General features: G+C 41.2%; 18 protein-coding genes. All 18 read right to left on the minus strand.

All coding sequences use genetic code 11. From position 1 onward, the window contains the following. Nucleotides 1-101: 101 nt before the first annotated feature. Complete coding sequence (locus RYM16_RS01835) at nt 102-974, minus strand: 2-oxoacid:ferredoxin oxidoreductase subunit beta (RefSeq protein WP_265137744.1); 873 nt, start codon at nt 972-974, stop codon at nt 102-104. A gap of 1 nt (nt 975) precedes the next feature. Next, nucleotides 976-2,727 (minus strand): 2-oxoacid:acceptor oxidoreductase subunit alpha, encoded by a 1,752-nt coding sequence (locus RYM16_RS01840; protein WP_105097394.1) that lies wholly within the window; start codon nt 2,725-2,727, stop codon nt 976-978. A 297-nt stretch (nt 2,728-3,024) separates the two neighbouring features. Continuing rightward, a complete protein-coding gene (gene truA / locus RYM16_RS01845) occupies nt 3,025-3,810 on the minus strand; it encodes a tRNA pseudouridine(38-40) synthase TruA (RefSeq protein WP_314981982.1) in 786 nt (261 codons plus the stop codon). Continuing rightward, on the minus strand, nt 3,807-4,610 hold the full coding sequence (locus RYM16_RS01850; RefSeq protein WP_105081916.1) for an energy-coupling factor transporter transmembrane protein EcfT: 804 nt from the start codon (nt 4,608-4,610) through the stop codon (nt 3,807-3,809). The genes truA and RYM16_RS01850 overlap by 4 nt, the downstream gene beginning before the upstream one ends. Beyond that, nucleotides 4,600-5,460, minus strand: a complete 861-nt coding sequence (locus RYM16_RS01855) for an energy-coupling factor transporter ATPase (protein ID WP_314981984.1) — start codon at nt 5,458-5,460, stop codon at nt 4,600-4,602. Before RYM16_RS01855 ends, RYM16_RS01850 begins: the two co-directional genes overlap by 11 nt. Next, nucleotides 5,460-6,407, minus strand: coding sequence for an energy-coupling factor transporter ATPase (locus RYM16_RS01860; protein WP_314981986.1), 948 nt, complete (start codon nt 6,405-6,407; stop codon nt 5,460-5,462). Before RYM16_RS01860 ends, RYM16_RS01855 begins: the two co-directional genes overlap by 1 nt. Before the next feature lie 282 nt (nt 6,408-6,689). Further along, nucleotides 6,690-7,025: a 50S ribosomal protein L17 gene (gene rplQ, locus RYM16_RS01865; RefSeq protein ID WP_004695155.1), complete on the minus strand. Its 336-nt coding sequence runs from the start codon at nt 7,023-7,025 to the stop codon at nt 6,690-6,692. A 12-nt stretch (nt 7,026-7,037) separates the two neighbouring features. Beyond that, the gene (locus tag RYM16_RS01870; protein WP_273299350.1) at nt 7,038-8,042 is read right to left on the minus strand and encodes a DNA-directed RNA polymerase subunit alpha; all 1,005 of its coding nucleotides are present in this window, start codon (nt 8,040-8,042) and stop codon (nt 7,038-7,040) included. A 71-nt stretch (nt 8,043-8,113) separates the two neighbouring features. Next, a complete protein-coding gene (gene rpsK, locus RYM16_RS01875) occupies nt 8,114-8,503 on the minus strand; it encodes a 30S ribosomal protein S11 (protein WP_004695151.1) in 390 nt (129 codons plus the stop codon). Between the two features lie 19 nt (nt 8,504-8,522). Then, nucleotides 8,523-8,891: a 30S ribosomal protein S13 gene (gene rpsM / locus RYM16_RS01880; protein ID WP_009351251.1), complete on the minus strand. Its 369-nt coding sequence runs from the start codon at nt 8,889-8,891 to the stop codon at nt 8,523-8,525. 23 nt (nt 8,892-8,914) lie between these two features. Further along, the gene (gene rpmJ / locus RYM16_RS01885; RefSeq protein WP_004695148.1) at nt 8,915-9,028 is read right to left on the minus strand and encodes a 50S ribosomal protein L36; all 114 of its coding nucleotides are present in this window, start codon (nt 9,026-9,028) and stop codon (nt 8,915-8,917) included. Between the two features lie 26 nt (nt 9,029-9,054). Next, nucleotides 9,055-9,273, minus strand: a complete 219-nt coding sequence (infA, locus tag RYM16_RS01890) for a translation initiation factor IF-1 (protein ID WP_004695147.1) — start codon at nt 9,271-9,273, stop codon at nt 9,055-9,057. 23 nt (nt 9,274-9,296) lie between these two features. Next, nucleotides 9,297-10,067: a type I methionyl aminopeptidase gene (gene map / locus RYM16_RS01895; RefSeq protein WP_009350994.1), complete on the minus strand. Its 771-nt coding sequence runs from the start codon at nt 10,065-10,067 to the stop codon at nt 9,297-9,299. A gap of 3 nt (nt 10,068-10,070) precedes the next feature. Continuing rightward, the gene (locus tag RYM16_RS01900) at nt 10,071-10,634 is read right to left on the minus strand and encodes an adenylate kinase (RefSeq protein WP_009351243.1); all 564 of its coding nucleotides are present in this window, start codon (nt 10,632-10,634) and stop codon (nt 10,071-10,073) included. A 12-nt stretch (nt 10,635-10,646) separates the two neighbouring features. Further along, nucleotides 10,647-11,909, minus strand: a complete 1,263-nt coding sequence (gene secY / locus RYM16_RS01905; protein WP_288991711.1) for a preprotein translocase subunit SecY — start codon at nt 11,907-11,909, stop codon at nt 10,647-10,649. A gap of 1 nt (nt 11,910) precedes the next feature. Further along, complete coding sequence (gene rplO / locus RYM16_RS01910; RefSeq protein ID WP_009351117.1) at nt 11,911-12,357, minus strand: 50S ribosomal protein L15; 447 nt, start codon at nt 12,355-12,357, stop codon at nt 11,911-11,913. 22 nt (nt 12,358-12,379) lie between these two features. Next, on the minus strand, nt 12,380-12,559 hold the full coding sequence (gene rpmD, locus RYM16_RS01915) for a 50S ribosomal protein L30 (protein ID WP_004695138.1): 180 nt from the start codon (nt 12,557-12,559) through the stop codon (nt 12,380-12,382). Nucleotides 12,560-12,573: 14 nt separating this feature from the next. Continuing rightward, nucleotides 12,574-13,077 carry a 30S ribosomal protein S5 gene (gene rpsE, locus RYM16_RS01920; RefSeq protein WP_004695136.1) on the minus strand — a complete coding sequence of 168 codons (504 nt, stop codon included), beginning with the start codon at nt 13,075-13,077 and terminating at the stop codon, nt 12,574-12,576. Between the last annotated feature and the right edge of the window lie 9 nt (nt 13,078-13,086).

Genomic DNA, 13,086 nt, shown 5'->3' on the forward strand with positions numbered 1-13,086 from the left:
GATTGGTGCCAAAGAAGACTCGTAGGGTGAATACCCCAACATTTGACAGAGAGCCCGTTTATCATGTAGATAAGCAAGTATCTATTGTGTTCTGCTAATGCTTATTTGAAGCCATTACAAAGGCTGTCGAATAATGCTTGGTCAGGTTTTACAACGTCTTCAGTCAATGGACGTGGGTGTGCGCCGCCATTAGCTGCTGCCAAGGATTTTTCGAAGGAAGGTTTAGATGTGTTTTGGTAAATAAGACCAGTAACCAAACCATCTGTATCGCCCAAAGTTTTAAGTGCTGCTGCACGATCTGTTGGATCATAGCCTTCAGGCAATGCTACTAAGTGTTCTTTGAACCAGTCATAGCTGTTGCGTTTGTTGTATGTAACACATGGGCTAAATACGTTGATGAAGGAGAAGCCATCATGGTCCATAGCTTGTTGAATCAAATCAACAAGTTCTTCACGGTTGATCATGTAGCTTTGAGCTACGAATGTAGCACCTGCTGCAATCGCAGTTTCACAGATGGACAATGGGGACTCGAACGCACCATGAGGAGTTGTTTTTGTAACAAAACCGATGTCGGAACGAGGGGATGCTTGACCTTTAGTCAAACCATATACATGGTTATCCATTACAACGTATGTCATGTTTACATTACGTTTGAAAGCATGGATAGTGTGACCCATACCGATAGCGAACGCATCACCGTCACCGGAGAATGCGATAACTTCTAAGTCTTGGTTAGCAAGTTTTACGCCTTGAGCGTAAGGAAGTGCACGACCATGAGTTGTATGAGCACCGTAAGCGTAGAAATAACCACCGATACGGCTGGAGCAACCGATACCGGAAATTACTGCTAATTTTTCTGGTGGAATATTTTTCGCTACTACAGCGTCAGTAATCGCTGCTTGAACCCCATAATGGCCACAGCCTGGGCACCAGTTAGGACGAATATCGTTTCTGTAATCTTTAGCTGTTGCCATATTATAGGACCTCCTTAATCGCATTTTTCACATAACTTTTTGTGAATGGATTACCATCGTATTTTAAGCAGCTAGAAATTTTATTTTTCTTATGCATGTTGATTTTAAACAAGTTAGTCAATTGACCAGTTTTATTGTGCTCTACGATAACCACTTTTTTCGCAGCATCAAAGAATGGTTGTAATTGTTTTGCTGGGAATGGTTTAATCAAGCGCAATTGCAAGTGATTAACTTTAACACCTTCTTGATCGAATTCAGCAACTGCTTCTTCGATAGCGCCACGGCTAGAAGCCATACCTACAACAAGTACATCTGCTTCGTCGTATTTAGCGTTGTTCAAGAATGGTTCGTAGTTATCAGCTACAGTTTCCAATTTGCGGAAACGTTTATCAGTTTGCGCTACGTGCATTGTAGGCGCTTCTGCTGGTTTACCTTCTTCGTTATGCTCTAAGCCTGTGGAAAGGAATAGACCATTTTTCATGCCAGGAATTGTACGAGGAGAAATACCATCTTCAGTCAATTCAAAGCGTTTGAAGTATTTAGGTTGTTCCAATGCAGGAAGTTCTGCTTCTTTCATCATTTTACCGCGGTTAATAGGTACACGGTTCAAGTCGAAAGTAGGAACAGATTGTTTATTCAAGCCTTGTTGTAAGTCAGGCATAAAGATTACTGGACATTGGTACATTTCTGCCAAGTTGAAAGCTTTTTGAATTTCATAGAAGCATTCTTCGATAGATGTTGGAGAAATTACGATACCGGAGTAGTCGCCATGTGCATTGTAGCAAGCCGCATCAATATCGGATTGCTCAACTTTTGTAGCCATACCAGTAGATGGGCCAGAACGTTGAACGTCGATAACAACCATTGGCAATTCAGCCATGGAAGCCATGGACAAGGATTCTGCCATCAAGGAAAGACCAGGGCCAGAAGTACATGTGAAGCCACGAACACCAGCGTATACGCCGCCCATAGCTGTCATGCATGCTGCGATTTCATCTTCTGTTTGAACAACAGTAGCACCCAATTTATCCATGTTTTTAATCATGAATTCCATTACTTCGGATGCCGGTGTAATAGGGTAAGATGCCATGAAACGGGAACCCGCTGCAATAGCACCAAGAGCACATGCTTCGTTACCTAATAAGAACATTTGATCTTTCTTACCAGGAGCTGTCAATGTATCGATTTCAACATCGCCCAATTTTTCCATTACAAGGCCATGACCATCGTCGAAAGCAGCCAAGTTTTTATCGATAATTTCTTGGGATTTTTTTGCGAATTGTTCAGCAATAGCATCTTTGAACAACTTAGTTTCAAAACCAAGAAGTGCTACGGACATGCCAAGTGCTACGATGTTACGCATCAACATAGAGCCTTGTTTCATCGCTGTTTCAGAGATTGGCAAGGATAAGCAATTGATTTTTGTACCTTCGTATTTAGAGAAGTCCGGTTTTACTTTGCTATCACAGATGATGTAACCGCCATCACGAACTTCAGAACCATGCATATCAACAGTTTCTTGGTCAAGAGCTAGCAAGAAGTCTACACCTTCACCGATAGACATAATTTGTTCTAATGCTACGCGCAATGCGAATGTAGTATGACCACCTTTGATACGAGATGCAAATAAACGTTGGCTATACAAGGAATAGCCTTCTTTAGCGAGGATTGTCGCCATAATTTCGCCGCAACTCTCGATACCTTCACCTTGTTGGCCGCCCATTTTCCAGATAAAATCTTTACGTTTTTGCAAGAGATTCACCCTCCTTAGGATAAAAATTACACTGCTGACAAGAGTCTAACTTACTATTTTTATATATGTATAGTACGAATCTGTCTTATATCGTCATTGTATCATGTATACTTTAGGTTTACAATGTATCATTTCTCATAATAATAGGTATAAATTAGAGCATTATAACTAAAACTTATAAGAGAAAAAGGATACTACTTTTTTCGTAGTATCCTTTTAGTATTTATGCTCATCGTTTCATAATTACTCGTTTAAAAAATATTCTATATGAAATTATATAGAATATTTATTCTTAAATTATATAGAATATTTATTCCGTAATACCTCTTGTTGTCGTTCCTCAGTAAAGAAGATTTCTTCTAAACATAAACCTTGAGCGGGCGCAGTTTTTCCGATAACGCGACGGTCTTTAGCAGCTAAATAGCCTTTGATATCCTCCACCTTACGGCGACCAAGTCCTACATCTACGAGTAAGCCTGCAATATTACGTACCATATGGTATAAGAACCCATCGCCTACCACAGAAATAGTCACATGAGGTCCCTTTCCCTCTACATGAATGCCCATAATCGTCTTAATGGGATCAGCCGGTGTAGAATTCGTCCCCTTTAAGGTCGTAAAATCATGTGTACCTAGTAATTCATTACCAGCAGCTTGCATAAGCTCAATATTGAGAGGCTTCTTTACATGCCAGTGATATCGTTTCGTCAACGGATTAGCAATGAGCTGATTATGAATAGTATATACATACTCTTTACCGTATATATTCCAACGTGGCTTCCAATCGAGTGGAATTTCCACAGCTTCAAGGACCACAATATCTTTAGGAATATGAGCTATCATGGCACGGGGAATATTTTCTACAGGTATAGTACCAGAGGTTTGAAAGGTACATACTTGAAACTTTGCATGTACCCCTGCATCCGTACGAGAAGCACCGTAGATTTGAATGGGCTCATTACAGATTTTTGACAAGCCATATTCTAAACAACCTTGTACGGTTAAGCCCTTATCATCAGGTTGCTTTTGATAGCCCGCTAAATCAGTGCCATCATAAGCAACTATGATCCGTATATTTCTCATAGACCAAGCCACCACAACGCAATGAGTACAACAGTAACCAAAATAACAGCACCGACACCGATATAATCGACATAGGTCACTTGTAATTCTTTCATACGCGTACGATTTACACCGCCGCGATAACAGCGAGCCTCCATAGCGATAGCCAGTTCATCAGCACGTCTGAAAGCACTGATAAATAATGGTACCAATAAGGGCACCATATTCTTTGCTCGTTGAATGATAGAACCGGTCACAAAGTCTGCACCACGGGCGGATTGGGCTTTCATAATACGATCCGTCTCATCCAATAAAGTCGGAATAAAACGAAGTGCAATGGTCATCATCATAGCCAGCTCATGAGCCGGTACGCCAATGCGACGGAATGGATTGAGCAAATGCTCGATACCATCAGTTAAACGAATAGGAGATGTGGTATACGTCAACAACGAGGAGAACAAGATTAAGAAGATTAATCGTGCCGCCATTTGAAGGCCCATTGCCACACCATGATCGGTGATATTAATAATACCCCATTGGAAAATGGTATTACCAGGTGTCGTAAAAATGTGAATCCCCATAGTAAATACAATGATAATCCAAAGTGGTTTAATAGCGGTCCACATAAGACGTAGTGGTAAACGAGATAATAGCATGGCAAAGATTGTAAAACCACCTACAATGCCATAAGCTAGCGGTGAATCTGCCAAGAAGATGGCAACTACGAAAATAGTAGTAGCAATAATCTTTGCTCGTGGATCCATGCGGTGCAAGAAAGAATTTCCAGGGAAGTATTGACCAATAGTAATGTTATTTAACATGGCTACCTCCTTCTAGAATTGCTTGTACTGCATCATCTACAGATAGGACTCTGTTAGACACATCAAGACCTTGTTCACGTAAGTACTCCATAGTTACAGACACGGGCGGTACATCTACGCCAACAGCTTGCAATGCATCTCGATGATTATTAAAGATATCCATCGGTTCCCCATCGAGTACTATACGACCTTTATCGAGTACTACTAGGCGAGAGGCCATGCGGGAAATATCCTCCATATTATGGGATACAAGAATAACCGTAATTCCTTTCTCCTTATGGAGACGAATGATTTCCTCAAAGATTTCTTCACGACCAAATGGGTCTAGGCCTGCAGATGGTTCATCAAGAACTAAAAAGTCTGGGTTCATAGCCACTACGCCAGCAATAGCAACACGGCGCATTTGACCACCAGACAAGTGGAACGGAGATCGTTCTGCATAGGTATCGTAGTCAAGACCTACAAACTTCATAGCATCACGAACGCGTTCATCTACTTCATCAGCACTAAGACCTAAATTTTTAGGCCCAAAGGCAATGTCTTCAGCGATGGTTTCTTCAAATAGTTGATGCTCTGGGTATTGGAATACCATGCCTACCTTGTGGCGCATCTTTTTAGCTTCCTCTGTGGAAGCACTAATATCTACACCATTTACGGTTACTGTACCTGTCGTAGGGTGTAATAAACCATTTAAATGTTGTACAAAGGTGGATTTACCAGAACCAGTATGACCGATAACACCTAGAAATTCACCATTTTCAATAGTAAGAGATATACCATGAAGGGCTGTTTTTTCAAAAGGAGTTCCCATGCCATAGGTGTATGTAATATTATCTAATACAATCGCCATTAGTGAGCTCCCTCCCCTCTTGCATCAATTGTCAGCTCACTAGCAGAAACTTCTTCAACCTTAGCAGCCACATGATTAGAGTTTACTAATTGATCTGCCAGTTTTGAGCCTTTAAGACCTTCTGCTAGTTCTTCATTGTTTATAATGCTGTTACCCACTTCATAACCTTTTGCATTTAATTTGAAAGCAATTTCAGAGGCTACAGGCACATCGAGGCCAAGTTCTTTCAAGGTATCTACATGGCTAAAGATTTCACGAGGTGTGCCATCGTGTAATTTCACACCATTTTTCATAACCACCACACGGTCAGCCGTAACGGCTTCCTCCATGAAGTGTGTAATAAAGACGATAGTAATGCCCTCTTCTTTATTGAGCTTATGGACTGTCTCTAAGACCTCACGACGACCTTTTGGATCGAGCATGGCCGTTGGTTCATCGAGGACAATACAATCTGGTTTCATAGCAAGCACGCCAGCAATGGCAATGCGCTGCTTTTGACCACCAGATAACAAGTGAGGACCATGTTCTCTATATTCAGTCATATTAACAGCTTCTAACGCTGCATCGACACGTTTTCTAATTTCATCACTAGGAATGCCTAGATTTTCAGGACCAAAGGCAACGTCCTCTTCTACGACAGCCGCTACGATTTGGTTATCAGGATTTTGGAATACCATGCCTACATGTTGGCGAATATCCCAAATATGCGCTTCATCGCGCGTATCAAAGCCACATACATTAACATGACCTTCGCTAGGTTGTAATAGCACATTAAAATGCTTGGCTAGGGTACTTTTACCACTGCCATTGGTACCGATAATACATACAAACTCGCCGCGCTTGATGGATAAATTCACATCATCTAATGCGCGTACATCATTGCCGTTTTCATCAGTATATATATGACTCATATGATTGACATCAATCATAATGTCTTTTTCGTTCATGAATAGCCTCATATCTTTCTAGTCAATTTCGTTTCTATGAAAGTATCACCTTTAAATTGTATATCACATTATTGACCTATTAACTACAACAAATTAATGTAATCCACTTTATAAATTAAGCATTAATTAATGCCATAAATATATATCATAAGGTTAACAATACTTATTCATCCTTTACGATAACTGCTAATATATTACGATATTGTACTAATCGATTGTACCATAAAATTGACAATAAAAAAACGGTGCTGCAACATAAGTTACAACACCGTATGAGTTTGATTAAACTAACTCGATAATAGCCAAAGGTGCAGCGTCACCTTTGCGAAGACCAGTTTTGATTACACGAGTGTAACCACCTTGACGGTCTGCATATTTTGGAGCAATTGTATCAAACAATTTTTTTACTACACTTTCATCCATGAGGTATGCAAGAACTTGGCGACGTGCATGAAGATCACCACGTTTAGCCAAAGTTACCATTTGATCTGCTAAAGAGCGAAGTTCTTTCGCTTTAGCTTCAGTAGTTTCAATACGCTCATATTGGAAGAAAGATGTTAACATGCTACGGAACAACGCTTTACGAGCGGAGCTGTCGCGGCCTAATTTTCTGTACATTCGTCTTCCTCCTTATTCGCCTTTTTGTTTAAGGTGAAAACCACCTGGATGATTGTTGAGTTTTTCCTCAATTTCATCGATGGATTTTTTACCTAAATTGCGAACTTTTCCTAAGTCATCAATGGTTTTGTCTAGCAAATCTGCAATTGTATTAATGCCAGCACGTTTCAAGCAGTTATACGCACGAACAGAGAGCTCCAACTCATCGATGGAAATCTTTGCTGGGCCGTCATCTACAGCTGGTTCTTCATTATCGGAACCTACTGGATCAACAACGATACCGCCTTCACCTGTGTTAACATCTACAACGTCTGCAGAGTGCGCTAATTTAGTGAAGTTCCCTAAATAACCAATCATAATGGCAGCAGATTTTGCCACTGCATCAGCAGCGGTAATGGAACCATCAGTCCAAACTTCTAATGTAAGTTTGTCAAAGTCCATTTCATTGCCTACACGAACATCACTCACTTCGTATTTAGCACGAAGAATTGGAGAGAAGATGGAATCGATTGGAATGCAACCGATAACATCTGTATCTTTTTTATTCTTCGTAGAAGGAACGTAACCTTTGCCACGTTCGATTACTACATCCATTACGAGATGAGCTGTCTCATCCATTGTCGCAATCACGAGTTCAGGATTCAATACTTCTACTTCTGGTGGGAATTGTTCAGCCAAATCAGCAGCTGTCAATACGCCGTCCTTTTGGAAGTCAAAATGTACTTCCAAAGGTAATTGAGCATCTTCTTCAACTTTGATGCACAATTGCTTTAAGTTAAGGATGATATCCGTAACGTCTTCGCGAATACCAGGAATAGTAGAGAATTCATGAAGAACTCCATCAATTTTGATAGAGGTGATAGCTGCCCCATCCAAGGATGAAAGCAAAATTCTGCGTAAGCTATTACCAAGAGTGATACCATAACCACGGTCTAATGGTTCACATACGAACTTACCATAGCGACCGCCGTCGGCGATGTCCACTTTCTCGATTTTAAGTTTCTTTTCTTCGCTCATCAGGAACATCCTCCTATACAACACACGTTCATAGTTTAATTATAGCACCGTATCAAATCGGCCGCTATCAATTATACACGACGGCGTTTTGGAGGGCGACAACCATTGTGAGGAATTGGAGTTACGTCTTTAATGGAAGTAACTTCAAGACCTGCAGCTTGTAAAGCACGGATTGCAGCTTCACGGCCGGATCCAGGACCTTTTACGAATACTTCAACAGTGCGAAGACCATGTTCCATTGCAGCTTTAGCAGCTTGTTCAGCAGCCATTTGAGCAGCGAATGGAGTGGATTTACGGGAACCACGGAAGCCCAAGCCACCAGCGGAAGCCCAAGACAACGCGTTACCGTTTGTATCTGTCAAAGTTACGATAGTGTTATTGAATGTAGAACGAATATGAGCCGCACCGGATTCAATATGTTTCTTTTCTTTTCTTTTTGTTCTAACAACTTTTTTAGCCACGCTTTATCCCTCCTTTATCTTATTTCTTTTTACCAGCAATTGCTTTTCTAGGACCTTTGCGAGTACGTGCATTCGTTTTAGTACGTTGACCACGAAGTGGTAAACCCATACGATGACGTTTGCCTCGATAGGAGTTGATTTCAATTAAGCGTTTAATGTTAAGTGCTTCTTCACGACGAAGGTCACCTTCTACTTTGTATTCAGCATCTAACAATTCACGGATTTTCACGACTTCATCTTCGGAAAGATCGCGAACGCGTGTGTCTGGATTGATGCCAGTTTTAGCAATGATTTCAGCTGCCAAAGTTGGACCAATACCATAAATATAAGTTAAACCAATTTCCACTCGTTTATCACGAGGTAAGTCTACACCGGCGATACGTGCCATCTAATCATCCACCTCCTATCAGATTATCCTTGTTTTTGTTTATGTTTTGGATTTTCGCAAATAACCATTACACGGCCTTTGCGTTTAATGATTTTACATTTTTCGCATATCTTTTTAACTGATGGTTGAACCTTCATTAGTACCTCCTTTGTGGACCCTATGCTTATTTAAAGCGATAGGTGATGCGACCACGATTTAAGTCATACGGTGTCAGTTCCATAGTAACTTTATCACCAGGAAGAATACGGATAAAATTCATACGCATTTTACCTGACACATGAGCCAATACGATATGACCATTTTCCAATTCTACTTGGAACATGGCATTCGGTAATGCCTCAACTACCGTACCTTCCACCTCAATAACGTCTTCTTTTGACATATCTTTTCCTCCGGTTACCTGTTTTATTTAATTAACCGCGGTTCTTCCCGCATAGTTAATATTTCAGGGCCGTTTTCTGTAACAACCACTGTATGTTCGAAATGAGCAGCAGGTTTACCATCTGTGGTAACTGCTGTCCAGTCATCCCCTAATACACGAACACGATGCGTCCCTAGAGTAATCATCGGTTCGATACACAATACCATACCTGGTTTCATAATAGGTCCTTGTTCAGGACTACCATAGTTTGGTATTTGCGGATCTTCATGCATTTCGCGGCCTAAACCATGACCTACGAAGTCGCGAACGACACCGTAACCATGTTTCTCACAATACGTTTGAACAGCGTGGCCGATGGCACCAATTCGGTTACCAACTTTCACTTGTTCAATTCCCTTGAACAGACTTTCTTCTGTAACTTTTAACAATTTCATCACATCAGGTTTGACGTGACCGATAGGAACCGTCACAGCCGAATCGCCGTGATATCCATCAATAGATGATACAAGATCAATACTGAGGATATCGCCGTTTTTAAGCTTGCGCTTAGCGCTCGGAATACCATGAACGACTTCTTCATTGACAGAAGCACAGATTGTTGCAGGGAATCCATAGTACCCTTTACAACTTGGTATACCACCGTGGCTGCGAATATATTCTTCGGCAATTGTATCTAACTCAAGCGTCGTGATGCCAGGTTTAGCCTTTTCTACTAACAAGGACAACGTGTCTGCTGTAAGCTTACTTGCCTTGCGGATACATTCAATCTCATGGGGCGATTTCAAAATAATCATAGATTATTTCTCCAACGCCTTAATGATGTCAGCAAATACTGCGTCTACATCTTGTAAACCATTGATTTCTTCATACAATCCGCTGTTGCGATAGTAGTCGATTAATGGTTTAGTTGATTCGTCGTACACAGCTAGACGTTTCTGTACTGTTTCAGGGTTATCATCAGCACGATTTTCTAGAACAGCTCGTTCGCTAATACGTTTAACCAATTCCTCAGTAGGAACGTTTAAGTTAAGTACAGCGTCCAAAGAAATTCCTAATTCTTTAAGGATTGCATCCAAGGATACAGCTTGTGCTGTAGTTCTTGGGAAACCGTCAAGAATAAATCCAGATTTGCAGTCATCTTTCACCAAGCGATCACGTACGATACCAACAGTTACACTGTCTGGTACCAATTGACCAGCATCGATGTATTTCTTAGCCTCAACTCCAAGAGGTGTTTCGTTCTTAATCGCAGCGCGGAACATATCACCTGTTGAAATTTGGGGAATACCGTATTTTTCAATAAGTCGAGCTGCCTGAGTGCCTTTACCAGCACCAGGAGGTCCCATTAATAGAATATACATATTGTTTCCCTCCTATTTCACAAAGCCTTTATAGTGGCGTGTTACCATGAGCGACTCGATTTGTTGCATTGTATCAAGTGCTACACCTACAACGATGAGAAGAGCCGTACCACCAAAGTATACGCCTTGGACGCCGGTAATGCTACCGAGGAAATTCGGTATAATAGCAACGACAGCTAAGAATACAGCGCCAGCCAAAGTGATTCTGGTCATCACGTTATCCACATAATCAGCAGTTGGTTTACCCGCACGAATGCCTGGGATAAAACCACCGTATTTTTTCATATTATCTGCCATATCTGTAATGTTGATAGAGATTGCAGTATAGAAATACGTAAAGATAAAGATCAATAATGCATACAATGCCGTTTGTAACGGCGTACCCCATGTAAATAGATCCGCAATTTTATGAACGAATTCATTGTCAATAAATTGCGCAATCGTCACAGGGAACATCAACACAGATGACGCAAAGATAATTGGGATTACACCTGCCTGATTGACTTTCAACGGCAAGAATGTAGAGTGACCACCGTACATTTTACGCCCTACTACGCGTTTTGCGTATTGGATAGGAATGCGACGTTGGCCTTGTGTAACTGCGACTACGACAGCAATCATCGCAAGTGCAATTACAGCAAATAAGAATGCTTGGAACATGTTAATTGTTCCGTTTTGGATATATTGATAAATTGTTTCTAGACCATCTGGTAATCGAGCTACGATACCAGCAAAGATGATCAAGGAAATACCATTACCTATACCATATGCTGTGATTTGCTCACCAATCCACATCAACAAGCATGTGCCTGCTGTAAGAATGATGGCCACCACAAATACACTAAGGAAATCATTATTTACCAAAGCGTTGTTTGCTCTAAGAGCAAATGCCATGCCTGCGGCTTGTACAAAGCCAAGGACTACGGTGCCATAACGAGTTACCTTCGCTATTTTCTTACGCCCATCCTCACCATCTTTACTCCATGCTTCAAACTGTGGAACTACAGACTGAAGCAGTTGCATGATGATGGAAGCATTGATGTAAGGGGTAATACTCATTGCAAAGATAGAGAACTTACTAAGCGCACCACCAGCAAACAAGTCTAATAGACCGAATAGGTTACCGGATGTAAACAAAGATTCAATGACAGATGCATCTACACCTGGTACTGGAATGTGAATACCGGCTCTAAACACGGCAAACATCATCAACGTGTACAAAATCTTATTACGTAACTCGGTAATCTTAAAGATGTTCGAGAGGCTATCTAGCACCCTAGATCACCTCTACTTTTCCGCCTGCTGCTGTGATTTTTTCTTCAGCAGATTTAGTGAAGCCATTAGCGATAACAGTCAAGTTTTTAGTTTCCAATGTACCGTTACCTAAAATACGAATACCATCGCGTACATTTTTCAAAATGCCAGCTTCAATAAGAGCTACTGGATCAACTGTTGCACCGTCTTCAAAACGGTTCAATTGTTCTACGTTAACTTCAGCATATTGTTTAGCAAAAACGCTGTTGTTGAAACCGCGTTTTGGTAAACGACGATAAAGAGGCATTTGGCCGCCTTCAAAACCGGAGCGAACGCCACCGCCAGAACGGGAGTTTTGACCTTTTTGACCACGACCAGATGTTTTACCCAAGCCAGAACCTAAACCACGGCCTACACGAGTACGAGCTTTTTTGGAACCAGCTGCTGGTTGTAATTCATGAAGTTTCATTCAGTGCACCTCCTTATCAGTATTAAACTTCTTCAACTTTAACTAAATGTCTAACTTTGTGAAGCATACCTTCGATTTGAGGTGTTACTTCTTTTACAACTTGAGAATTAGTTTTTTTCAAGCCCAAAGCTTTAACTGTCGCGCGTTGATCTTCAGGACGACCGATTAAGCTTCTTGTTAATGTTACTTTAACTTGTGCCATTTCTTGTCTCCTTATTACGCGTTATAGATTTCTTCAACGGTTTTACCACGAAGTTCAGCAACTTCGCTAGCGCGTTTCAAATCTTTCAAACCTTCGATTGTAGCACGAACCATATTGTTAGGGTTAGAAGAACCCAAGGATTTAGTCAAGATGTTACGAACACCTACTAATTCCAATACGGCACGAACAGGGCCACCAGCGATAACGCCAGTACCTTCAGCAGCTGGTTTCAAGAATACGCGGCCTGCACCGAATACGCCTGTTACGCTGTGAGGGATTGTACCATTTTTAATAGCTACGTTTACAATATTTTTCTTAGCATCATCGATACCTTTGCGAATTGCTTCTGGTACTTCCGCTGCTTTACCTAAGCCAACGCCTACATAACCGTTGCCATCACCAACAACTACAAGAGCGCTGAAGGAAAAACGACGACCGCCTTTAACTACTTTGGCTACGCGGTTGATGAATACTACTCTTTCTTTAAGATCAAGACTGGTGTAGTCAATTCTCGCCATGTCTATAGT

This window comes from uncultured Veillonella sp. (assembly GCF_963524655.1).
Classification (GTDB): Bacteria; Bacillota; Negativicutes; order Veillonellales; family Veillonellaceae; genus Veillonella.